A 22,796-nucleotide genomic window follows, 5' to 3' on the forward strand; every position below is an offset into this window, starting at 1 on the left:
CTATGCCAGAAGAATTCCAACGGATTGTCCCAGCACCACCACCAGCAGCCGATATGTTTGCCACTTACCAGCTAGCTTATGACTTTAGCCAGGAAGTAGAGCATCGACAAGAATTTGAAGACTATTGCCAGTGGTATTATTTTACAGCACAAAGCCATCAAGAGGAATTAGAAAAAATGCGCGGTGACATCAACATTTTTCGTTGGTTCAGTCGCCGCAACTCAGAGGTAGATTAGACTACAAGTCTAGCTTATTATCTTAAAAGATGGTTTAACTAATTAAAGTAAACACGGATAGTAATAGATATCAATAGATACAGTAAGAATCTAACTTAATCCTATCCGTGCAGACCTGTTTAAAAATCCCTGTGATGGTGATTATGATTGGTTTCTATAGTATTAGCTAATAATATAGCCGCCTAGGGGATAATTTCTAGTTCATCTTCACGGAAGTGAACTTTTTTAAATTTTTTGTCAAATTTGACTTGTATTGGTAAATTGGCGCTGACGGGCCTACCTTGCCACTCAGAAATTATTCCGGTAACTTCCCCTTCGAGACCTTTAATATCAAAAGGTTTATTTCTGTGTTCGGGATGGGTATATACCACAACTGATTCTTTGACTCGGACGCGATCGCCAACTTTCATATAAGTAACTCTAACTATTATACGGACATCCCTTACCTAAGCTAGGGTGGGCTCAGGCAACCTTCTTATTGTCTCACAGAGTGGGTTGTTTACATTTAGCACAGTTGTGAGCATCAACAAAATTTAGGTTTATTGGAATTGCTTCCCTGGTCTGATGCCGGTGATTATCGGTGAAAATTATAATGTAAGGTTTTTTCACCCTTAGTTTCACCCTTAGTTGTCTGGGAGCTCCTGCTCGGTAGGTGAAGACTGTGGTAGATTTGGATCGGGTGATGGTAAAAAGCGATCGCGCATTTTCTGGAAGCCCTCAGGAGCTAGTATCCATTGGGTAGTCAGTAAAATAGCCCCAGCACCAACTAGTATACCGACTACCCCCAGCAGCCCAAACAAGGCTCTTATCCAATCCCGGTATGAGCGGGTGGTTTCGGGTTTATTATCATTGGTTGTGGTTATTTCCGCTGGTAGTGATGGAGTCAGAGCGGTTTGCTGCCCCAGATTAACCACCTGTAGTTCTTTAGAGCTAGAGATGTCTCCCAAATTTAGCACTGTCGGATATTGGGGAGAGACAGCACAGTATGTTAGCACCACCGAAATGTCATCTTGACCATTATGTTTAAAGGCCAGGTCAATTAAAGACTCAGCCGCCGATTCCACGGAAAGTCGGTGGCTATTGACTTTTTCGGGTAAATCTCGACCAAATTTTTCAATCAAGTTGTTGTTGCTCAAGCCATCGGAACACAGCAGCAGCAAGCCATCTTCTTCCAAAATAAAGCGTCGCACAGTGGGACGAAGTAATTCAGCCTCCTTTGTCCCTAAGGCTTGAGTGAGTGCTTGTGCATCAGATCGCTGCAACGCTTGTCGATAAAGACTACGACCAAGCTTGACCTCCCGAGTAGCCACATCATCATCCACAGTTAGCTGCTGGCAATAGTCGGGAGTAAGCCAGTAAGCACGACTATCTCCTACACTAGCGATATAGATTTCGTGACCATTGGTTTTCCCTTCTGGTGTATTCACCATTTGGGGTAGTTGTAGCGCTAGGGTTAAGGTAGTAGCCATGCGACGCCGGGATTCTCGTTCTTGTTGATCGTTGCGAGAAGAAATCATGTTATTAGCAACCCGGATAATTGCTGATAGATTCTCAGTTACCAGTTCTGGTGTCATCAGCTCCGGATCTTCGTTCAACTCAGCCAGTAATGCCCGAACCTGTAATTTAATCGACTGTAGTGCTAACTGACTAGCAATTTCCCCCCCTTCGTGACCACCAATGCCATCACAAATAATCGACAGGTGGGGAATCAAGGGGTCTTGGGGTTGCTCTGGGTGCTTAATCAAGTCAGCCTTAGTGGGATAGCAACTGTCTTCATTGTGGCTGTGACTTGAACCAGTTGCGGTGATACCAGCAATCTGTAACCGCAACGGGTGCTGAGCAGCTTGCTCAAGTAATAGGTGATTAAGTTGGGATGCGATCGCACTTAAGGAGGGGTGTTCAGTTTGCAGGTGTTGGGCAATAGCTTGTAGCGGATCCGCCACAGAAACTGAAGCTGTGCGACACCAAGCTTCCCAGCACTCTCCTAGCTGTTTAAGACTAGCATCCACAGAGGGTTCACTCACAGAAGTCGGTTCGGCAGGGGAGTCTCGGGAAACCAATGTATCAAATCCCCTATCCTCTAGACCATTAGACGGTACAACTGGTGATAGACTCGTATCAGCCATTGTATCGCGATATAATTCCCGCAGTCGCAGCCGCCACCCTTCAACTCGCAAATTAGTTGGCACTAACAGGCTAGAAGCCACACCCAATTCTGATAAGGGTATCCATAATTCCCAAATTTGCCAAAGCCAATAGACTTGACGCACTGCGGTAGCAGAAGTCCACATCGACTCCATTGAGGGATATAAGTTGCCATTGGCATCAATGGGGGCATTTTCTAGCAAAATGACTACATCTTGACCAGGTGTAGACAGAAAATTCCGTTGCTGTGGCAACTGGCATATCCCATAAACCTCTGGCACATGGAGGCAGTGGGGATACAAGCGTAGGTAAGGAAGGATATGGCCGTTGATTTGTTCGGGAAAATCCGGTGGCAGTTCTGGCTGCATATCCTGCCAAATTTGCGGGGCAACTACCTGGTAGCGGTCTGCCACTTGTTCTCCAACTGGTAGCTCTACGGCAGCAGAACCAACTGCCCAAAGATAACGATCCACGGCTAATACCTATGAAGTTAATTTACGGCTATACGGTCAAATTCTAGACGGCTGAGATAAATTAGCATTGGTCCGCGCTTATGCCCCACGTCCCCACTTGCATGTCGGCGTGGGATGAATGGCAGACAAGAACTTTGATACTTTGTGATCATCTATAATGAACATAGTAGGGTAATCAAATTAAGAGCTAACCGCCACCTACTACCTAAAAATAGAACTTTTTTGTATTGTTCCGGCGCGGAGGGGCATCTCGTGTCGTAAATATTGCTTGCCGAACGCGCCCCGCGTGGCCTACGGCCTTGTATCCGTTCCCGTTGGGTGGAGTTGGCAAGAAGCCTACACTGACTCGGCGAGTTCAGTTTAGGAGTATGTCACAAGAGGGGTTGTTTGAGCTTTTAAACATTTTCTCTCAAAGTTGTCTAGTAGATTCAAGAAAATTAACATAACTCAGCAACCTATATCTTTGTCTGACGTCAGACAAAATAAATTAGAGTTACCCGCAACTACTTACCCCATACCCTGTATATTATGAGCCGATGGTAAGTTCCTCGATGCTTTGGCTAATTGCCGGGTCAATGCTGTGCTTAGTCGAGCTGTTTGTGCCAACAGCATTTGTTGCTTTCATGATGGGCATCAGTGCTTTGGTCGTAGCATTTGTGATCTCGATTTTGCCCATATCTTATACCCTACAAGTGGGGTTATGGTTGCTGCTTTCCACTGCCTCAGTCTTTTTATCCCGTCGCCTGATGCCCCCTGCTAGAGTGGGCAAAAATTTGGATGCGATGGAAGCTCAAACCTTGACAGAAATTCTGCCAGGGCAAACTGGGCGGGTACTCTATGAAGGCAACTCATGGCGTGCCCGTTGTGAAGACTATGCAGATGCGATCGCACCCAACCAAAAAGTCTACGTAGTGCGTAGGGAAGGCACTACCCTGATTGTTGTGCCTCATCACCTATTGCATGACTGAAGTTGATCGACCAAGGGTGCTCTGCCAGGTTCAGGGGATAGTGATGGGTTAATAGGGTGATGGGGTAATAGAGTCAACGGTAGATTTATTACTCCCCCTAGTGACTAGTTGTTGGGAGTCTCCCTTCTAACCCAGTCCACTGTTTTTTGACAAAAGATAGGTTAAAAAGTCAGGTTGGGCAGATGGGAATAGAGTCAGCTTCAAGCACTTGAGAATCAGACTAAATCAGTTTTCTGCCCTCCCCCACCCATCCGCTCCCCCTCTAACAACAAATTTGTAAAACACTACCAGAAATGGAGGAAAGAGCGTGTCACAGTGGTTTTTGCTTGTGTTTTTAGCTTTGGGCGGTTCAGGTCTTTTCGGTTCCGTCAAGATTATTAATCAAGGAAACCAAGCCTTAGTGGAACGATTGGGAAAATATAGTGGCAAAAAACTCGAACCTGGGCTCAACTTTGTCATTCCCGTGATTGAGCGGGTGGTTTTCCAGCAAACCATTCGGGAAAAAGTCCTTGATGTGCCACCTCAGCCTTGTATCACCTCCGATAATGTTTCCATTACCGTTGACGCTGTGGTGTACTGGCGGATCATGGATATGGAGAAAGCCTACTATAAGGTTGAAGACCTGCGCTCCGCCATGCAGAATTTGGTGCTGACCCAGATTCGAGCTGAAATGGGGAAACTGGAACTGGATCAAACCTTTACTGCTCGCTCTCAAATCAATGAAACCCTACTGCGGGAATTAGACATTTCCACTGATCCTTGGGGAGTTAAAGTCACCCGGGTGGAACTGCGGGACATTGTGCCATCTCAGGCAGTGCAGGACTCAATGGAGTTACAGATGTCCGCAGAACGGCGTAAACGGGCGGCAATTTTGACCTCTGAAGGGGAACGAGAATCTGCGGTTAACACTGCCAGAGGTAAGGCCGAGGCACTAGAGTTAGATGCTGGAGCCCGTAAAAAAGCTGCGATTATGGACGCTGAAGCCCAACAACAGGCAATAGTTCTGAAAGCTCAGGCAGAACGACAGCAGCAGGTTCTCAAGGCACAAGCCACTGCTGAGGCTCTCAAAATTGTGGCTAAGACTCTTGATAATGACCCGAATGCTCGTGATGCCCTCCAGTTTTTACTGGCTCAGAATTATATCGATATGGGTATGCAAGTTGGTACTAGCGAGAGTAGTAAAGTGATGTTCATGGACCCTCGCAGCATTCCAGCAACCATTGAAGGGATGCGTTCGATTGTTGGTGATGGAGACAAGGTTAATCCCAATTCCCTAGGTATTGAGATGAATCAAAGGTAAAGTTCAGCGTCAATAAGCCCCACCTAAACGGGTATCCCCGTTTAGGTGGGGCTTGTGTCTAAACATAAAAAATCTTCCAATCAAGCAAATCCACAGCTGTTAAGACAGCCAAGGGATATAGGAGTCTATTGACAGCGGTTAAAGCCAACGCGGTTTGAACCCGTTGGCCGTGGGATAACCACAGAATACGTGACATACTCCCACACTGAACCGATAGGTCAGTGTGGGCTTCTTGCCAACTCCGCCCATTGGTTAGGATACAAGGCCGTAGGCCACGCGGGGCGCGTTCGGCAAGCTTTATTAACGATACGGTCAGAAGTTACCGCAAGAATAGGGCAGCCTTTATGGTTAGTCGGCTATGGGTAAAGAGTTAAAACTTTATGATTAAGGCTGCCCTATTCTAAGGTTTCGTCTCCGGGATGCCCCGACCCACCGGAACAACACAAAAAAGTTCAATTTTGAGGTACGTAGGTGGCAGTTAGCTCTTAATTTGTCTTCCCTACTATTTTCATTATAGCATTCTTCAACCTATGCAACACAGTTCCTGTCCGCGATTCATCCCACACCTCAATGCGCATTGAGGTGTGGGATGAATCGCGGTCTTAGCTAAATCCCTTGAGAAAGTTCCTTGGAACAGAACATCTCACGAGATTCTTGCTTAACATAACCATTCATCACAGCTAGCTGTAGCTTCATGAAGGCATTTAAGTCTTCCAGTGGATATTTTCTGGTTAGAAGCTGCCGTAGCTTATCTTCTTCTGTCACACTCAAATAGCGAGTTTTGAGTGCTTTTTGTACAACTTCCCTGATATTAGCCATAACACAAGCACCTGTTAAAATCAATTAGCACCTTCGAGGCTGAAAGTCTGGCAAAAGCCAATTGAGACTATCCCTCTACAGTACTTATCACCCCTTTTTAAGCTTTTTAAGCTTTTTATGTTAATGATGTAGAGGACAGTTAATCTGTGTACAATGGAACATTGTACATTGTACTGATATGGTGTCTTTGGTTAGGTAAGGGCGTCGCCAGCATCACCAAGCTTCTGTTAGCAGGGCTGTTTTAGGTGATTACGGTATTATCTCATTCTGAATCTTGATATTCTGTAGCATTGGTTACAGAACACTGTTCACATAATCCAAAAAATTCCAAGGTATGGTAAAAAATAGTGAATTGATAAGAATTTTGCAACTTCTTCTGTAATTGAGGTATGGGACATTCCTCAATGGGAATAGACATGCCACAATTGAGACAAGTGAGGTGATGTTGATCCTCTTGTACACCACTGTAGAGGGATTCTCCACTACCAAGAGTCCGGACTTGCACCATTCCTTCCAGTTTTAAAGCATCCAAAGCGCGGTAAACTGTAGCCAAACCCATAGATTGCTTACGTTTGCGCAGCTCGACATAAAGATCTTGGGCCGACATAGCCCGATTCAAGGTTGTGAGCAGTTTCAGAATTCGCTCTTGGGAGCGGGTGCGTTGGCCTTTCATTAATCTTTTTTTAATATCCTAGAAATTTTTTGATGTTAATGGTGCTTGTTGGTTCAAACTGTAAAGAAGGATTAATGATCAACGGATCATGAGCAATAATGATCGCGGCTGTGCCCAAATCCCAGGATTAGGCTAGCCCTAGTTACACGCTGTGGCAGCTAAAAAAAATACTAGCTCAAAAAATACTAGCTCAAAAAAATACTAGTTGCTCAGTAACCTATCAGTAACCTAATTGATAGACTTTTTTAATCCTTGATCGTTCATCCTTGATATTATATCCATTATCATTATACAGTGAAAGGGGAGAGTTGTGATTAAAAAATATCAGGCTTCTATTTATGTTACACTTAGAAATTCCGTATTGGATCCAGCCGGTGTAGCTGTTGAGTCAGGACTGAAGCAGCTAGGCTACGAGAGTGTAGAACAGGTGCGTATTGGTAAATATATCGAACTGAGGCTGAGTGCTGCTAATGAAGATACGGCGCGAGAGCAATTGAATCAGATCTGCGACCAGCTCTTAGCCAACCCAGTTATTGAAAATTATCGCTTTGAATTGGTTGAGATGTCAGCACAACTAGGAGTGGAAGCATGAAATTTGGGGTGGTGGTCTTTCCTGGGTCAAACTGCGATCGCGATATGGCCTATGTTACAACTAGCTTACTCCAATGTCCAACCAGGATGGTTTGGCATCAAGAAACCGATATTTCTGACTTAGATGTGGTGGTACTCCCTGGGGGCTTTAGCTATGGGGATTACCTGCGCTGTGGCGCAATTGCTCAGTTTTCTCCAGTGATGCCAATGGTGGTAGACCATGCTAAACAGGGTAAATTTGTCTTGGGCATTTGTAATGGCTTCCAGATGCTGACCGAAATGGGGATGTTACCAGGGGCATTAGTCAGAAATCGGGACTTACATTTTATTTGCGATCGCGTTCCAGTTAAAGTAGAGCGCAATGATTTATATTGGACTACAGCTTATCACCCAGGAGAAATTATAAGTCTACCTATTGCCCATGGTGAAGGGCGCTACTACGCTGATGCTGAAACTCTCAAAGCTCTCGAAGACAATGGTCAAGTATTGTTTCGTTACGCTACTGTTTCAGGAGAGATAGAGACAATAGGTAATCCCAATGGTTCCCTAAATAACATTGCCGGAATTTGTGATACCACTGGCAAAATTTTGGGTATGATGCCCCATCCAGAACGAGCAGCTGATCCGATGTTAGGCAATATCGATGGGATGAGATTGTTTCAGAGTTTGTTAAAGACTTTTAACAATTGCTAGTGTTTTCAATACCACAAATTACCGATAACCGCGACCGCTACATGGGTCGCCTAAACGTTATATGTGTGCCACAGATTCCAATTATACCGGATCTGGTTGACTGAGAAATATTGCCAGAAACTTCAGTTTAGTATTTTTGAAATTGGTCGCTGTAAATGCGGGAAAGGGTATTTTTAAAAGCAAAAGGAAGCAGAGGTTAGCCCTTGACTGGACGGCAAGTCTTTGTTCAAGTTTATCGTTATAATTAATTAAATAAAAAATTCCAAGTCTAAAATATAAAATCCGATCAGATAAGAAGATGCCTGAAACTCACTTCCAGATTGAATGGCCTGATGGTTATCAGGAACTTTGCTATTCTCCTTCTCTAGTAGTCAAGAAATATTTTAATGCTGAGCAAGACTATTCTCTGTCGGAATTTGTGGCACTATCTCGAACTGCGCTTAACGATGGTAGTGATCGCGTCAAAGCTCAATTTGGTTTCTCTTGTAGCAAAGCACTAGGACAACTGAAGCAAATAGAAGACACAGCTAAGAAGTATAGTAATCTATCTGAACCAAAAGTGCGATTACTTAAATTTATCGATGTCCAACCCACAGAATAATTCAATAAAAATTGATGCAAGCCACTTCTGCTCCAGACTCCACTACTATCCTCGCTGGCTTCCATGCTCTTTCCGATCCCCTGCGCCTGGCAGTGATTGAGCTACTGAGATCGCAAGAGTTGTGTGTTTGTGATTTATGCGATCGCTTAAATGTCCAGCAATCAAAACTATCATTTCACCTGAAAACCCTTAAACAAGCTGGTCTGATTCGCCCCCGCCAACAGGGAAGGTGGATGTACTACAGCCTGAATTTGCCCCAGTTTGTGGTTTTAGAGCAATATTTGGCAGAATTTCGTCGCACAGCTGTGATGGTACCTACCCGTAGTTGTTGCTCAGACTAGCTTAGGGTCTAGACTGCTTTTGATGTACCTAATACCATTAGCCCAATACCATTAGCCAATTCAGCCGATGGCTTAACTATTGTTTAAGCAATAAATCAATTTTTTTTGATATATTAGGATTAACTAATTAGTAAAACAGGAGGGTTCTTCATGGCTACTCTCAAAACTCATGTCTCCCTGAATGTCACTGACCTTCACAAATCTGTCACCTTTTACCAGGCAATGTTTGGTGTATCTCCAGTTAAATACAAAGCTGACTACGCCAAATTTGATTTGGCAAATCCGCCCCTCAATCTCACCCTAGAACTCAACCCCAACATGCACTCTGGTGGGACATTATCTCATCTAGGTATACAGGTTGAAACGACAGAAGACGTACAAGCTCAGATCAAGCGTTTTCAAGCTGCAGGACTAGAGGTGTTAGAGGAAAAGAACACTCACTGTTGCTATGCCATCCAGGATAAAGTTTGGATAAGTGACCCAGATGGTAACCGCTGGGAAGTATTTGTGGTGAACGTCGAAGATACTTCACCCGAGATGAATCTCAAGATTACCGACAATTCTCAGCAGGAATCCAATACTGTGACATCCTCCTGCTGTGGATAAATTAGATCACCATTAAATGAGAATCCGCAAACTGATACCCAAACAAACTCTCGGGCCCTTAATATCCCATTGCTGGCGAGAGGCAGTAACTGAAGGCATGGCTACATTTATCTTAGTCTTTTTTGGCACTGGTGCTGTCATGGTTAATCACATCACTAGTGGAGCCTTAACTCATCTGGGCGTCAGTTTTGTTTTTGGAGCAGTGGTCGCTGCTTTAATCTATGCCACAGGACATATTAGCGATGCCCATATTAACCCAGCTGTGACTCTTGCTTTCTGGGCTAGTGGCTTTTTTCCCGCTCGCAAAGTGTTACCTTATATCCTGGCTCAATGTATTGGTGCGATCGCTGCTTCAACATTACTGTTGTTGACACTGGGGTATGTTGCTGATCTTGGCGCAACTCTGCCTCTACAAGGGAACTGGTTTCAATCCTTAGTCCTGGAAGTAGTACTCACGTTTATCTTAATGTTTGTGATCTTAGGCTCTGGTCTCGACCGCCGTGCTCCCATTGGCTTTGCTGGTTTGGCTATTGGCTTAACCGTAGCATTAGAAGCCGCTTGCTTCGGACCAATTACCGGTGCCAGCATGAATCCAGCCCGTTCATTGGGGCCAGCCCTAGTAGCTGGGATTTGGCAACATCAATGGATTTATTGGGTTGCCCCAATTGTAGGAGCGCAATTAGCCGTGATTGCCTATCGGCAACTTTCCCATGGATTTAGGGATATTCAATAAAACCATAGCTAGCTAAAAATTAACAACTAAAAACTAACAACTAAAAACTAACAAATTACTATGAAACAAATCATGTTTGTTTGTAAAAGAAATTCCTGCCGCTCTCAAATGGCGGAGGGGTTTGCTAGAACCTTAGGAGAAGGAAAGATTTCTGTTACTAGTTCTGGACTAGAAGCAAGCCGAGTTCATCCTACAGCAATTCAAGTAATGGATGAAATTAATATAGATATTAGAGACCAGACGTCTAATCCTTTAAAGGATTTCAAGGCTGAAGACTATGATGCTGTAATTTCCTTGTGCGGCTGTGGTGTTAATTTACCAGAAGCCTGGGTATTACGAGATGTGTTTGAAGATTGGCAGCTTGATGATCCTGATGGGCAACTACTAGAGACGTTTCGCCGTGTCCGAGATGAAATTAAAGAACGAGTAGCTAAGTTAGTGGAAACATTGAGCTAATTAGTTTAGCAAAGGGAACAGGGACTTCGGAGCAGGGAGTAGGGAACAGGGAACAAACATTCTCTCAATTGATTTAGGATTGCTATTGATTTACAGTTGATTGGACTTTGGAAAAAATTTTATGTTCTGTCTTTAGTATCCTTATCTATAAGACGATATCACCGGTCAATTCCGTCCAATTTTTTGAGTTATGCCCGATGTTTTCAAAATCGGGTCATAACTCAAAAAAAAGGGACTCTACCGAACATAGTGTGTATAAAACCGCGCTTTCTGAAAGCATTATTATGCTGTTATTCGCTTAACAAAACTACATAATGGTTTGATGAGTGATCGCTAAATCACAAGGGTTTCAGCGTGTGAAGTTATATTTCGCCAACAGCATCGCGATAGCGTAAGCCAACACAAATGTTCTTGGGCGTTATTACCAAACCATCGTTTGACCCAATTCATTACGCAAATTAATTACTGAACTTTCTCTACAAACACTCACAGGACAAACGTCGAATACATAGACAGCATCTCCATCAGGGGCACAAAGTAAAACGAACATTGCATCTTTACCCTGCATTCGACCTTCTACACCAGACATTCGCAAACGTCTTACAGTTCCGTTTTGTAACTTTCCTGCAGCTTCGTACTTTTTGAATTTTTCGAGTGCTTTTAATTCACAAGCTGTCCGGCTAGTTGTGCTAACAGCTGACCAACCAGAACCAGTACCCCAGGTAGGTCTTTCTGCCCTAGCTGCTCTAGGAAGGAATGCCGTTAATAGTCCCGAGGCAATAAGTGGAATTATAAGAGTAGTAGATAAACGTGTAGACATAATACAAAAAGTCTATTTTTGATTGGAATTATTATATCTACTAGTTTAAAGTAGATCACTAACAGTTCTGTATTAATAAATGTAACAACAAGGCTAATTATTATTTATTATTGTGCCACAAGCGTTTTGGCAGGGTAAGCGCAAGAATCAATAAGCTGTAGCTTATTGAGAAAAAAAGGGCATTATTATCAACAAGCCAACTCTATTGAGAATAAAGTTCTACCAGATTATAGGGGTTTCGAGCCACGCTCAACCGATATCCAGCCAATGCACATTATGGGCAATTTTTTCTTGCGCTTACCCTGAAGCGTTTTGGCTGTGCTTACAAAACTTTACAAAGAGCCCAAAACTTGTGTCCGACTACTTATAGTAATACTAGTTATCTAGTAATTATTTGATACTTTACATTACTATTGTCCTCGGGACTGTTTTGGATAAAATAAAATAAACGGTGAGCTAACTCTAATTTAGTGCAGCGATTAATCTGTTGATGCCGTCCTGTTTTATCAATCAAAATTGCCTGGTTGGTATCACTGCCAAAACCAGCGTTTGGTTTGTCAACTGGGTTAGCTACAATTGCATCCAATCGCTTTTTGTTTAATTTTTGTAACGCAGGTTTGATAATATCTCCAGTCTGTGCTGCAAATCCAACTAAGTACTGATGGGGCTGTTTCAGTCGTCCCAATTCAGCTAGGATATCTGGCACCGGTTTTAGGGGTAGAGCAGCAGGAAGTCCATGCTTCGGTATCTTCATATCCTGGTAGATTCCGGGGGTTACATCTGCTACCGCTGCTGCCATCACAATCAAATCAGCATTGGGAAAATCTGCTAGCATTGCCCGATGCATCTCAGTAGCACTAACTACTGGAACTGTCCGGATACCCATCGGTGCTTCCCAAGTAGCCGGTCCATGAACTAGGGTGACAACTGCTCCCCGATTTCTGGCAGCTTGGGCTAGGGCTAGTCCCATCTTGCCTGTGGCGGGATTCCCGATAAAGCGTACTGGATCTATATATTCCCGAGTGCCACCAGTACTGATTAAGACTTGTTTACCGGTTAAGTCTCGTTTGCCACCAGTGTACAGCAGGGATTGGATAGAGGCGATTATCTCCTCTGGTTCTGCCATCCGTCCTGCACCAATGCGATCGCATGCTAACCGTCCTGCTGTTGGACCAACACTATGATACCTGGGGTCACTTAACAGCTGTTGCCAATTTCGTTGCACTGACTGCTGCTTCCACATATCTGTATTCATCGCTGGTGCCAACAAAATAGGGCAACTAGACGCTAGAACCGTATTGGTTAGTAAGTTATCTGCTAAGCCATAAGCCAACTTACCTAAGGTATTAGCGGTCAGAGGAGCAATCACCAATACTTCTGCCCATTCCCCTAATTCAATATGCACCGGGCGTTCGTGCTTTGCTTGCCAGAATACGTTGTCTGTATAAGCTGGATGGCGAGAGAGGGTACTTAGAGTCAAAGGAGTGATAAATTTTTCAGCTCCCTGGGTTAGAATTACCCTTACTTCAGTGACCGCCTTAAATAGGGTAGAAACAACCTCACAAACTTTATAGGCAGCGATGCCCCCACATACACCAATTAAAACTTTTCTACCCTTATTCACGCCTCGTCGTAAGCTTCTATGTCCAGTAAGTAGATATAGGGTTCTGCTAACTCTGGACGCTGAAACGCCAGTGCCCGCAGCAGATGCCAATCTTTGAGTCCTTCAAATGCGCTAGAGTAATCATCCAGCTCTAGACGTGCAGCCAACTTGGCAACGTCCTCTGCACTGAGAGCGTTAAGGTCACGTTGGGAAATGGTCGTAGTTGCCATCACTCACGCCTCTCTTGGTTAGCTTTTTTGTTAACAGTTGTACTTCTTCGACAACTTTACTTATATTATCCCTATTTAGTTACACAACTGAGTATAGATAATACCAGCTTTAGGGTGAAGTATTCGTAAATTTTTTATCAGTTTTTAGGGGTCATTTGTATGGAGGCTTACCATAGAAATACAAATTATCCACAAACTAGCTGTAAGTAGTCAGTTATTATTAGTTATTATTAAAGCCCCTTTCCCAATCAGAAATTGTCAAAATAAAAGTAGAGTGACTTTTCTATGAACTCTTATGGTTATGACTGCTACCCTTACCACATCCCAATCGATTGAATCCTGGTTGGGTGATGAAGCCGAAAGCCTGCTTAGTTACAAGGCAAAGCTGAGGAAAGAGTTATTGCATCTCCCTGGCCCTGATTGGGTGGCACGGATTTTTGGAAATAGCGATCGCTATTGCCAAGTGCTCCGCAGTCTCCAGCAGTTTTATTCAACTGGACTACTGCTGATCGTTGGTTCATTGATAGTCTAGCCTCTTTGATCAGTAGGCTCAGATGGGTGATAGCACCTCAAGTAGCACCATCTGTAGCCAATTAGCTGAGGGCTGAATGCTTACAACAAACCCCACAACAGAAGCAAGTGGGGTTTGTATGACTAATTATTGTAGCTAATTAGATTGTGAGGCAAACTAAACTAGCTTTTTCTTAAGGGTTAAACCAGTACCTAAAGCACCTAAGGCCAATAATCCCAGCCCTGAAACAGGTTCTGGTACAGTGGTCAAATTAGCAAAAAACACTAAATCCGGGTCATCCAACCCTGCTTCGCTCCCCAGTATGTAGGTTGGATCACGATTAATCGGGTCTTCAGCAGCAAACCCAGTCCCACCAGTATAGGGGTTTCCTTGGGCCAACTCAAAGTTTACTCGGGTATCTATATAAACAAAGTATTCTGCTGATACGTCAGCCAGTTTGAGCCCATTTTCAGCAAATTTATATGTACCGTTACTGACTGAGGTACTACTCCCCAATAAACCATTTACTCCTACCGTTTGACTGGATAAATCAGCAGGAATACCTGTGAATCGCGAGTCAAAGACATAGGCAATACCCGAATTTTGAGTGCCTAGGGTAAATGAGTTTAACAAAACCGAACCGGATGTGGGAGCTGTGCCACTCCCCGCATCACCTGGTACATTGGGCGTAAAACTTTGACCCGGAAATGGCAAATCTATGATTTCTCCTGGTGGGAAAAAGTCGGCTACAAATAAACCACCAGTGCTATTTCCTACAGAAAAAGTCGCTGCACTCACCGGTTCTAAAGCAGTGGCTTGTAAAGCAACTGAGGTTCCTAAAACAACAACTGCTGCTCGAATGAAAGGGACTGATTTTTCTTTCATCGACTTTGAGGTAGTCATATGCTGGTTAATTAAGTGGTAGATTTTTGATATCAAAAAATACTATGAGGTTAAATGACATGAATCTACTTAACCCCCTATTTCTTTACGGAATTAGGCATTTTTACTAACTCACGTTAATTACATAGATTAATACCAAATCAGTTTGCTTTTGATAAAGATTCAGTAAAGTTTCAGACCAGTAGAGATTTAGCATACTACGTCTCTACTTTTTGCTCAGTAAGGAAATTGATCTGACGACGAACCGGGCTAGGATCCTCATGATTTGGTAATTATTCTGACTTGTGGTACAAAAAAAACGGTCTCAATTATCAACAAGACCGCTCCATCAAAACAATGCTGACTCAATGTATACTAAGTCTGGAATAGCAAAAATTTTTCTCAGAATACACTACTTGGAAAGCCCGATAACTTACCAAATATAACACTAAGACATAAACTTACGACATCATACTTTCCTTGAAAGGGAAAGGGGAACAAGGAATCTCGGATCAGTAAAATATCTTAATTTATAACCGTAGTGTGTTTGCCAATTACCAATTACTAATTACCAATTACTAATTAGCAATTACCAATTACCAATTAGAAGTAGTTGGGAGAATTGGTAACATAAAATCTCCCATCTCTTGCCACACTCGACCCACTCTCAATCAGTGAAAGGTTTAAGGCTTAACGAGCTTTACCTTCTGCCCTTGAGCCTTGTTTGGCAGCAATTTCCTGCATCAAAATCTGAAACGCTTTGGCATACTGAGCATCTTCCAAGGTGCCAACTTTGTCACGATTTTTCTGCAAGTCTTTACGCTGTTCATCCGAAAGCTCAAACACAATATCTGGTTCAATTCCAGACTTATTAATATCGCGACCACTAGGGGTAAGGTACTTAGCAATAGTTACTGCCAGACCTGAGCCATCTCCAAGCCCTCGGACGGATTGGACTAGGCCCTTACCAAAAGTCTTAGTTCCTACCAATATGGCACGTTGATTGTCTTGTAAAGCACCCGAAAGAATTTCGCTAGCACTGGCTGAACCACCATCCACCAGTACCACTAATGGTTTATTAGTCAGAGAGCGATTAATTGCTTTCTGGTATTCGGCTTTGCCGATTCGATTAACTGTTGACACAATCGTACCAGAATCAAACCACATCCGAGCAATTTCAATGCTGGCATAAAGTAGCCCCCCAGGGTTAGAGCGGAGATCTAAAACATAGCCACTAACGTTCTGATCTTCTAACTTTCGGATTGCTTCCCCCATCTCCTTGGCCGCGTTAGCACTAAATTGAGAAAGGCGAATGTAGCCGATGCCATAACCATCTGAAGTTTCCCGATAGCTATACTTTACAGGGTGGATTTCAATCCTAGCTCGTGTGATCGGATAGTCTACTACCTTTTGGCCTCGCTGAATGGTCAAAGTCACGGAAGTCCCTGGCTTGCCTCGGATCAGTTGTACTGCATCGTTGACATCCATACCTTCGGTACTCTTGCCATCAATTTTGATAATGATATCCTTCGCCAGGATTCCCGCTTTAAAAGCTGGGGTATCTTCAATGGGGGAAATCACCATCAACTTTTTTGTTTCCTCATCCAGGGCAATCTGAATACCTACACCAGTTAATTCCCCAGATGTATCAATCTGCATATTCTTGAACTCTTCGGGATCCATAAACCGGGTGTAAGGATCGTCCAAGGGCTCTAGCATTTCCCGGATTGCCTTGTAGGCTTGTTCCTTGCTGCTGTAAGACCGATTCAGATAATCTTGGCGAACTTCTTCCCAATCAACCTGGTTGAAGGTAGCATCTACATACCTGCGGTTAATAATTTGCCAAACTTCATCAACTAGCTCCTTAGGACTCTCGCGAAAGAAAGCCTGACTTTGAGATAGATGAAGACCAGCTCCTGTAACTGCTACAGTTGTTAGGACTACTGCTGTCGCACCAAGAACCAGGCCACGTTTTGTAATTACCATAATCCTTTCGCTTAAGGTCGGGAAACTAATGCAAAGGAGCTAAGTTAAATCTAACGAACGGGGATGCCAGACAGCTCCTATGCAAATCAATCTGAGACTGACACCCCCTTGTTCAATTTTGGGTAGTCTAACCCTTTTAAGATACCCCTATGGCTATAGCCTTTTAGGGGTCATCTGTGTTGTTGATTAGGGTCGTGAGGATATTATTTATCCATACTAACCTCATTAGCTAATCAGGCCATCATACCACCACACCACACCACCATAATCCCATCTAGCTAGGATTTCAAGAAATAACCTATCCTGACTAAGGATAAGGAAGCTGGGGGTATCAGTCCCATATTATTAATTTTCCTCCCACCCAACTTCCCCTCCGGAAAATTATTGTGGTCATTGGTTTTCATCGTTAGTTGTTCAATGATTACCTATTCACCATTTCCCAGTCTAACATTACCGCTTCGAACCTACTAATTATTCGATTTTATATAGCTGTTTGTCATCAGCTGACAAAGTTGGCGATCGCTTTCTCTGACCTCTGGGTTGTTTTGGAGATAATTTCTTAGCCAGTGGCAGCTTTTATCTAGCAGATCGTCTAAATTCAAATTCCAAATGGCCACTGTCCCATCTTCACTAGCCACTGCCAAGGCTGTTCCATCATGGCTCCAGCTAAGATTTGTGACGCGATGCTCACCAGCTTTCAACGTTTTGATCAGGGTGTCGTCGAAGCGCCATAGCTGAACCTGGTTGTCCCAGCTGCTGGTTGCCAAAATTTTGCCCTTGGGGCTAAAACGGACTTTTGCCACACTATCAGTATGGCCTTTGAGGGTTGATTGTAAAGTGCCATCTTTGCGCCAGAGTTTCAGTGTGTTATCATAACTAGCGGTTGCCAAGAACTTGTTGTCAGGTGAGAAGCTGACATCCAAAACCCAATTGCGATGACCTGGTAGTGTTTTCAGGAGTTTCCCATCAGCACTCCACAGCTTTACAGTTTTATCATCACTGGCCGATGCCAATCGCTTACTATCCTGGCTAAACTTAACTGCATTAACCCGCTCACTATGACCACTGAGGGTATGAATCAATTTACCAGTGCGATCCCAAATTTTGACTGTCCTGTCCCGACTGGCAGACGCGAGCCGCTTCGAGTCAGGACTAAAACTAACATTCAATACCCAGTCCTGATGTGCTTTTATTGTCTTAATCAAAGTACCGCTACGATGCCAGAGTTTCACGGTGCCATCTCGACTACCGGAGGCAATTAGCTCACCATCAGCACTCAAACTAATGCTATAGACCAGATCATGATGCCCTGTCAAGGTTTGGAGCAGCTTACCGTTGCGATCCCAAAGCTTAACAGTTCTGTCATTACTAGCTGTGGCAATCTGTTGAGAGTCTGGAGAAAAGGTTACATCCTGTACATCATCTTGATGCCCTCTTAAAATCACGTGAGACTGATTAATACTACTCCAGAGCTTGATAGTTTTATCGTGGCTGGCTGAAGCCAGAATCAGTTGGTCAGTTTGAGGGTTGGATGGTTGTAGAGGGATATGAGAATTGCTGTGGGCTAGGTTGTCTTGAGAACTAAAGGGCTCAGTAGGACTGAAACTGACAGCACTAACCCCATCGCTGTGTCCCTTAAAGGTGTTTATTAAAGTGCCTTCACGGTTCCATAGCCGCACGGTATTATCATCACTGGCAGAGGCAATCAGCTGACCATCAGCACTGAAAGCAACACCTAGGACCCATCGCTGATGCTTGGGAAAGGTTTTGATTAGTTTGCCATTGGTACTCCACAACCTGACCGTTTGATCGTCGCTAGCGGAGGCAATTAACTGACTATCTGGACTAAATACTACACAGTTAACCTGAGCGCTATGTCCTCTAAGAGTATTTAGCAATGTTCCCGATTGACTCCACAGCTTAATGGTGTTATCCGCACTAGCAGAAGCAATGATCTTGCCATCTCTACTAAAGCTTACCGACCGCACTACACCCCGGTGACCGGAAAAGGTTTTAATTAATTGGCCATCAACGGTCCATAATCGAATTTTCTTATCTTTGCCAGCTGCAGCAATCATCTGGCCATCTTGACTAAAACTGACACTGTATATATGACCAGCATCAGTGGTAATTGTTCTGACTAGCTCCCCAGTTTGACGCCATAGTCTGACTGTGCCATCCCAGCTACTAGAGGCAATTAACTGACTATCTGCACTAAACGATACGCTGGTTACACTATCTTGATGACCTTCAATTGTTTGGATTAACTTGCCATCAGGATGCCACAGTTTTACCGTTTTATCGCGGCTGGTGGAGGCAATAAACTGACCATCTGGGGAAAAACTGATGCTCGAAACAATATCACTATGTCCTTCCAGTCGATTGTGTTCGGAAACTGAATAAACTGCCTGGGACAGAGCTGTGATTACTTGTAGACGGGTATCTGCCTCTACTGTTCGAGATGGTAGATATTGCTGCTCTTCCTGCTGTAGTTTTTTTGCGGCTCTTAACCCTTCGAGCAAAGCATCAAAGGTTTTATTGGACACGAAAAGAGCTTCTGAAGAGGCACTCAGCGCACTAAGCATAGCATTGATTCGTTGAGCTTCGGCTCGCCATCTCAACCCACCATTGGTCACTGCTAAAACTGCCATCACTGTGCTAATGGCAATGGCACGCAATCGTTGTTTACGAACCCGCAACAGTTGACTCTCACTTTGTTTTAGCCGTACTTTAATATTAGATTGGGTACGTTGCTTATATTTTTGACGAATCGGTAGAACTAGATAATCATGAATTAGCTGATATCGGTTTTGTGGTGTTTCTGGCACTCGGAAGACTAAACCAGAACCTACCAAAATTTCCAAAATCAAGGGGATTTGAGTTAGTGTGGCGTTGTTACCATTGGAGACTGCTAACTCAGCTTGGGTTTTTAAGGGACGGGTACCTCGTTGATCGGTTAAGGAGAATAAAACCTCCCAGACGGCATCTTCATTCTCTGGCCCACAATCATAGATAATTTGGGAAAGCGATCGCTCTACTAGAACTGTCTTGGGGTCATCTCCCAAAGCTCGGTATCCTGGAAGGGTAGTAATTTTTTCCGCTTGTAGCTGAGCACCCACGACTTGTAACTCAATTAAGCGCACCACTCCCGTATTGGTGACTAAATCCTTTAGCAGTGCCTCGATTAGAGCAGGTTCTAACTTCAACTGAGATACTGCTGTTAAGGAGTGAATAACGTTTTTGGCATTCTCTGGGGACAGATCCCCTAAGTGATAACGCAGCTTCTGATCCAGGATATTGTTGTTAATGACACTGAGATCCTTATAGCGCTCAAATTCCAACAAGTAATGTAGATAATCTTCTCGCATAGACAAGATTATTTTTACAAAGGGGAGATTGAGGGCCTGGGCTAAAAAATCATAAAACTGATGCCGTTGCCCTAAGTCGGTGGCAAGGAAAAAAAATTCTTCAAACTGGTCAAAAATCAGGACGGTTAATAAGTTATGCTGGGAACACCGATACAACTTATCGAGAATGGCTTTCGCCGTAAGCGTTCCCTTGGGGTTGGTTGTTCGCCCTAGGCGTTCCCTTGGGGTTGGTTGAACGGTTGAAGGTGAAAGGTTGGCATCTTTAAACTTGAAGAGGACTGTACTTGCTAATTCAAGGTCTAGACGTTTTTCCAGCTCACCGAGCCAATTCCTGTAAACCGTTTGCACCACCGTCAAAGTTTGTCTAGCACCAATAATTCTGGAGCTAAGTGCAGGAAGTAAACCAGCATTAATCAGGGAACTCTTGCCAACCCCAGAAGTCCCGTGAATCACGGTTAGTTTGTGGTCATTGCGGCTAATGCGTTCGAGCAGGCTATTGACATCGGTTTGACGTCCAGCGGCTGCAATTTCTAGGGCTGATGGACAAAAACCTTTCTTGGTAATCGTTGCATCAATTTCTCGACTTGGCCCGACACTCTGTAACGGAGCCATACCAGCAAAGGTAGAAAACCTAAACTGTTGTTCTATCAAGCGTTTTTGTTGCTTAAGTTCAAAGCCTCGTTGGTATGCTTTTTGCTCGAAGTAGAGCGTACGCAATTCCTCCAACAGTTCCATGAACAGCTGAGGCTGCTGCTGTAGAGGATTGGGCTCGATAGTTTTGAGGTTTATGGCTTGTTCAAGATAATTAATCGCAGATTTTGGCTTGCCCAGCTGACGCACAGATCTAGCCGCTAGCAGCAGATAGGAACCTCGGTGGCAAAGCTTTTGAGGGTTGAGAGTCGGCTGAGATGTCTCCAGAGTACCCACAGCTGTGAGGGCTAAGTCTATAGCACGGTTCCAATGGGATTGCTCATAGGCAACTGTTGCCAAAAAGCCATAGGCTCGAGAGAGCTGAACTGGTTGATCTTGAGTTTGAGGCTGTGCCAGAAACGCTAGCGCTAAAGCTTCTAATTCTGTCCAATTTTCCAGGTGTTGTAGGACTTCTCCCAGTTTTATGGTCAACTGAGCCACCAAGTCCAAGCGTCCTGTTGTAGTAAACACCTCAATGGCAGTACAGAAGCTTTTCTGGGCTTGCTCCCACTGATGGCAACCGATGGAGCCTTGCAACTGGGCTTGACGGCAATAGCACAAGCCGATGTGATAGAACACTAAACCAAGCCGTTCTAAACCTGAAGGGGTGAGGGGGGGATGAGAGAAGGGGGGGATTGAGTGCTTAGTTTGTCCGAGACGTTGGTCGAAACAGTTACCTGTGTCCCTTGTGCCCTCTTTTCTCTTCTTCGAAGCTCTGCCTTGGATAGTTGTACATCCGTTTACCTGTTTAACCGGTTTATAATATTGTTCATGTGAATGGGGAGCCTCACTGCACAACCAGCCTGCCCATTCTCCTATATCCTGTTTCCAAAAATTTAGACTCTGCTGATAATGCTCCAAGGCCAGATTAATCTGGTCATTTTCAAAGGCATCTCGCCCTAGAATAAAGTGCTTGCTAGCTAGTAGGACAGAATCTACGCTGATGTCATGAGATTGCAAATCCTGTAATGCCCACTCAAATTCTTGGCGTCGGGGGCAATCGGAAGCTAAAGAAAGCACCTTGTTGGGCAAAAACTCTCCCAAGTCTCTAGCCAAAATATTGGCAAAAATTTCATCTGTGGTCTTGTAACATAAAGCGAGTAATTGGTCAATGGTAAGTTCAAACCGAATCGAGGTAGTAGCCCAATTTTTAAAATATGGAGCAAGCCTGATCAACTTTTGAAGTCCCTTGTCAGTTACCCATACCACTAAGGGACAGGTTAAGCATTTGGGCAATTCATCTCGCACCTGGTTAGCTGAAAGTAGTACCTGGTTGATGCCATCAACTGACTCTAGACCCGATACCATTAGGGCAGATGTTGTCCCATACTGTTGGGTGGTAAAAATATTACTAAATAGAGTTTGACTAGACTTGTTAAGAATTAGCTCACCTATGGTGAGCTCTGTAATTTCTCGAACATACTGCCATATTTGCTTCCTAAATAACTCGTAGTTGCATCGCACCAAAATCAGTGCAAATTCTCCTTGGGAGAACATTATTGCCCGGGATAGGCTTAATAGAGAGCGAGCACTGTATGGGGCTAGTGTTTCTGGGGGATTTTGCTGCTTCATGTCACTAACCTTTTGACCCCTACTGGTACAGAAATTCCCTATTACTAGGGTGATTTACCCTCTAGATAGTAAGATTACTATCAGAACTTATCGGTAAGTATGGGTTTTCACTTATAAAAAACAATAAGCATAATCAGGTCTTACTCAAGAAAAACGTCTATCATAATTCCCTTGATAAATAGTTCAGTAATTACTACTACTTAGTTGATAAATATATTTAATTAAAATTATTAATAGCAATGATAAATTCACTTATTTCTCCTCAAGTCCCTAGCCGGGATATCAGTGATTTCCCGGAATTTTTCATTTTTTATAGTGGGGTGGAACTATATAGCAATTCTCATAGCTATGAGGTACACAATTTCGGGATTTTAGGTAATAGGTAATAGGTAATAGGTAATAGGTAATAGGTAATAGGTAATAGGTAATAGGTAATAGGTAATAGGTAATAGGTAATAGGTAATAGGTAATAGGTAATAGGTAATAGGTAATAGGTAAT

General features: G+C 43.7%; 20 protein-coding genes and 1 pseudogene. 11 read left to right on the forward strand and 10 right to left on the reverse strand.

Features of this window, described 5'->3' with window-relative positions; genetic code table 11:
- Window positions 1-2: 2 nt before the first annotated feature.
- On the forward strand, window positions 3-236 hold the full coding sequence (locus F6K38_RS11835) for a hypothetical protein (protein ID WP_044495218.1): 234 nt from the start codon (window positions 3-5) through the stop codon (window positions 234-236).
- A gap of 182 nt (window positions 237-418) precedes the next feature.
- Here the strand turns inward: F6K38_RS11835 and F6K38_RS11840 are convergent, their stop codons facing one another.
- Both F6K38_RS11840 and F6K38_RS11845 read right to left on the reverse strand, forming a co-directional pair.
- The gene (locus tag F6K38_RS11840; RefSeq protein WP_008189465.1) at window positions 419-646 is read right to left on the reverse strand and encodes a ferredoxin-thioredoxin reductase variable chain; all 228 of its coding nucleotides are present in this window, start codon (window positions 644-646) and stop codon (window positions 419-421) included.
- Between the two features lie 213 nt (window positions 647-859).
- Window positions 860-2,854: a PP2C family protein-serine/threonine phosphatase gene (locus tag F6K38_RS11845; RefSeq protein WP_008189467.1), complete on the reverse strand. Its 1,995-nt coding sequence runs from the start codon at window positions 2,852-2,854 to the stop codon at window positions 860-862.
- Window positions 2,855-3,390: 536 nt separating this feature from the next.
- Here F6K38_RS11845 and F6K38_RS11850 point away from each other — a divergent pair.
- Complete coding sequence (locus tag F6K38_RS11850) at window positions 3,391-3,822, forward strand: NfeD family protein (protein WP_044495164.1); 432 nt, start codon at window positions 3,391-3,393, stop codon at window positions 3,820-3,822.
- Between the two features lie 307 nt (window positions 3,823-4,129).
- Window positions 4,130-5,122 carry an SPFH domain-containing protein gene (locus tag F6K38_RS11855; RefSeq protein ID WP_287253725.1) on the forward strand — a complete coding sequence of 331 codons (993 nt, stop codon included), beginning with the start codon at window positions 4,130-4,132 and terminating at the stop codon, window positions 5,120-5,122.
- A gap of 606 nt (window positions 5,123-5,728) precedes the next feature.
- Here the strand turns inward: F6K38_RS11855 and F6K38_RS11860 are convergent.
- Both F6K38_RS11860 and F6K38_RS11865 read right to left on the reverse strand, forming a co-directional pair.
- The gene (locus F6K38_RS11860) at window positions 5,729-5,941 is read right to left on the reverse strand and encodes a hypothetical protein (protein WP_008186537.1); all 213 of its coding nucleotides are present in this window, start codon (window positions 5,939-5,941) and stop codon (window positions 5,729-5,731) included.
- A gap of 262 nt (window positions 5,942-6,203) precedes the next feature.
- Window positions 6,204-6,614 (reverse strand): Fur family transcriptional regulator, encoded by a 411-nt coding sequence (locus F6K38_RS11865; protein WP_008186534.1) that lies wholly within the window; start codon window positions 6,612-6,614, stop codon window positions 6,204-6,206.
- Between the two features lie 310 nt (window positions 6,615-6,924).
- Here F6K38_RS11865 and purS point away from each other — a divergent pair, with 310 nt between their 5' ends.
- The 7 genes from purS (at window position 6,925) to arsC (ending at window position 10,635) form a co-directional block, all read left to right on the forward strand.
- A complete protein-coding gene (purS, locus tag F6K38_RS11870) occupies window positions 6,925-7,206 on the forward strand; it encodes a phosphoribosylformylglycinamidine synthase subunit PurS (RefSeq protein WP_008186532.1) in 282 nt (93 codons plus the stop codon).
- Window positions 7,203-7,898 (forward strand): phosphoribosylformylglycinamidine synthase subunit PurQ, encoded by a 696-nt coding sequence (gene purQ / locus F6K38_RS11875; RefSeq protein ID WP_008186529.1) that lies wholly within the window; start codon window positions 7,203-7,205, stop codon window positions 7,896-7,898. Before purS ends, purQ begins: the two co-directional genes overlap by 4 nt.
- 298 nt (window positions 7,899-8,196) lie before the next feature.
- Window positions 8,197-8,499 (forward strand): MSMEG_0570 family nitrogen starvation response protein, encoded by a 303-nt coding sequence (locus F6K38_RS11880; RefSeq protein WP_008186527.1) that lies wholly within the window; start codon window positions 8,197-8,199, stop codon window positions 8,497-8,499.
- 14 nt (window positions 8,500-8,513) lie between these two features.
- Window positions 8,514-8,840 carry an ArsR/SmtB family transcription factor gene (locus F6K38_RS11885; RefSeq protein ID WP_008186524.1) on the forward strand — a complete coding sequence of 109 codons (327 nt, stop codon included), beginning with the start codon at window positions 8,514-8,516 and terminating at the stop codon, window positions 8,838-8,840.
- 150 nt (window positions 8,841-8,990) lie between these two features.
- Window positions 8,991-9,446 (forward strand): ArsI/CadI family heavy metal resistance metalloenzyme, encoded by a 456-nt coding sequence (locus F6K38_RS11890; RefSeq protein ID WP_287294241.1) that lies wholly within the window; start codon window positions 8,991-8,993, stop codon window positions 9,444-9,446.
- A gap of 16 nt (window positions 9,447-9,462) precedes the next feature.
- The gene (locus tag F6K38_RS11895; protein WP_287294239.1) at window positions 9,463-10,179 is read left to right on the forward strand and encodes an MIP/aquaporin family protein; all 717 of its coding nucleotides are present in this window, start codon (window positions 9,463-9,465) and stop codon (window positions 10,177-10,179) included.
- Between the two features lie 60 nt (window positions 10,180-10,239).
- Window positions 10,240-10,635, forward strand: coding sequence for an arsenate reductase, glutathione/glutaredoxin type (arsC, locus tag F6K38_RS11900; RefSeq protein WP_008186517.1), 396 nt, complete (start codon window positions 10,240-10,242; stop codon window positions 10,633-10,635).
- Between the two features lie 421 nt (window positions 10,636-11,056).
- Here arsC and F6K38_RS11905 read toward each other — a convergent pair whose 3' ends face one another.
- From F6K38_RS11905 to isiD, 3 genes are all read right to left on the reverse strand, one after another.
- Complete coding sequence (locus F6K38_RS11905; RefSeq protein WP_008186515.1) at window positions 11,057-11,455, reverse strand: hypothetical protein; 399 nt, start codon at window positions 11,453-11,455, stop codon at window positions 11,057-11,059.
- Between the two features lie 379 nt (window positions 11,456-11,834).
- Complete coding sequence (coaBC, locus tag F6K38_RS11910) at window positions 11,835-13,079, reverse strand: bifunctional phosphopantothenoylcysteine decarboxylase/phosphopantothenate--cysteine ligase CoaBC (protein ID WP_008186514.1); 1,245 nt, start codon at window positions 13,077-13,079, stop codon at window positions 11,835-11,837.
- Window positions 13,076-13,288 (reverse strand): protein IsiD, encoded by a 213-nt coding sequence (gene isiD, locus F6K38_RS11915; protein WP_008186512.1) that lies wholly within the window; start codon window positions 13,286-13,288, stop codon window positions 13,076-13,078. Before isiD ends, coaBC begins: the two co-directional genes overlap by 4 nt.
- Window positions 13,289-13,589: 301 nt before the next feature.
- Here isiD and F6K38_RS11920 point away from each other — a divergent pair.
- A pseudogene (locus F6K38_RS11920) lies at window positions 13,590-13,817 on the forward strand (class I fructose-bisphosphate aldolase); the annotation flags it as partial.
- A gap of 159 nt (window positions 13,818-13,976) precedes the next feature.
- Here the strand turns inward: F6K38_RS11920 and F6K38_RS11925 are convergent.
- From F6K38_RS11925 to F6K38_RS11935, 3 genes are all read right to left on the reverse strand, one after another.
- Window positions 13,977-14,684, reverse strand: coding sequence for a hypothetical protein (locus F6K38_RS11925; protein ID WP_008186510.1), 708 nt, complete (start codon window positions 14,682-14,684; stop codon window positions 13,977-13,979).
- A gap of 687 nt (window positions 14,685-15,371) precedes the next feature.
- On the reverse strand, window positions 15,372-16,667 hold the full coding sequence (ctpC, locus tag F6K38_RS11930) for a carboxyl-terminal processing protease CtpC (protein WP_008186509.1): 1,296 nt from the start codon (window positions 16,665-16,667) through the stop codon (window positions 15,372-15,374).
- 467 nt (window positions 16,668-17,134) lie between these two features.
- The gene (locus tag F6K38_RS11935; RefSeq protein WP_287310423.1) at window positions 17,135-22,297 is read right to left on the reverse strand and encodes a WD40 domain-containing protein; all 5,163 of its coding nucleotides are present in this window, start codon (window positions 22,295-22,297) and stop codon (window positions 17,135-17,137) included.
- Between the last annotated feature and the right edge of the window lie 499 nt (window positions 22,298-22,796).

The organism is Moorena sp. SIO3B2 (assembly GCF_010692525.1).
GTDB lineage: Bacteria > Cyanobacteriota > Cyanobacteriia > Cyanobacteriales > Coleofasciculaceae > Moorena > Moorena producens.

Excerpts from the sequence above, each read along its gene's own strand:
- F6K38_RS11835 (WP_044495218.1), top strand. The coding sequence starts at position 3 with ATGCCAGAAGAATTCCAACGGATTGTCCCAGCACCACCACCAGCAGCC.
- F6K38_RS11840 (WP_008189465.1), bottom strand. The coding sequence starts at position 646 with ATGAAAGTTGGCGATCGCGTCCGAGTCAAAGAATCAGTTGTGGTATAT.
- F6K38_RS11850 (WP_044495164.1), top strand. The coding sequence starts at position 3,391 with ATGGTAAGTTCCTCGATGCTTTGGCTAATTGCCGGGTCAATGCTGTGC.
- F6K38_RS11860 (WP_008186537.1), bottom strand. The coding sequence starts at position 5,941 with ATGGCTAATATCAGGGAAGTTGTACAAAAAGCACTCAAAACTCGCTAT.
- F6K38_RS11865 (WP_008186534.1), bottom strand. The coding sequence starts at position 6,614 with ATGAAAGGCCAACGCACCCGCTCCCAAGAGCGAATTCTGAAACTGCTC.
- purQ (WP_008186529.1), top strand. The coding sequence starts at position 7,203 with ATGAAATTTGGGGTGGTGGTCTTTCCTGGGTCAAACTGCGATCGCGAT.
- F6K38_RS11880 (WP_008186527.1), top strand. The coding sequence starts at position 8,197 with ATGCCTGAAACTCACTTCCAGATTGAATGGCCTGATGGTTATCAGGAA.
- F6K38_RS11885 (WP_008186524.1), top strand. The coding sequence starts at position 8,514 with ATGCAAGCCACTTCTGCTCCAGACTCCACTACTATCCTCGCTGGCTTC.
- F6K38_RS11890 (WP_287294241.1), top strand. The coding sequence starts at position 8,991 with ATGGCTACTCTCAAAACTCATGTCTCCCTGAATGTCACTGACCTTCAC.
- F6K38_RS11895 (WP_287294239.1), top strand. The coding sequence starts at position 9,463 with ATGAGAATCCGCAAACTGATACCCAAACAAACTCTCGGGCCCTTAATA.
- arsC (WP_008186517.1), top strand. The coding sequence starts at position 10,240 with ATGAAACAAATCATGTTTGTTTGTAAAAGAAATTCCTGCCGCTCTCAA.
- F6K38_RS11905 (WP_008186515.1), bottom strand. The coding sequence starts at position 11,455 with ATGTCTACACGTTTATCTACTACTCTTATAATTCCACTTATTGCCTCG.
- isiD (WP_008186512.1), bottom strand. The coding sequence starts at position 13,288 with ATGGCAACTACGACCATTTCCCAACGTGACCTTAACGCTCTCAGTGCA.
- F6K38_RS11925 (WP_008186510.1), bottom strand. The coding sequence starts at position 14,684 with ATGAAAGAAAAATCAGTCCCTTTCATTCGAGCAGCAGTTGTTGTTTTA.
- ctpC (WP_008186509.1), bottom strand. The coding sequence starts at position 16,667 with ATGGTAATTACAAAACGTGGCCTGGTTCTTGGTGCGACAGCAGTAGTC.
- F6K38_RS11935 (WP_287310423.1), bottom strand. The coding sequence starts at position 22,297 with ATGAAGCAGCAAAATCCCCCAGAAACACTAGCCCCATACAGTGCTCGC.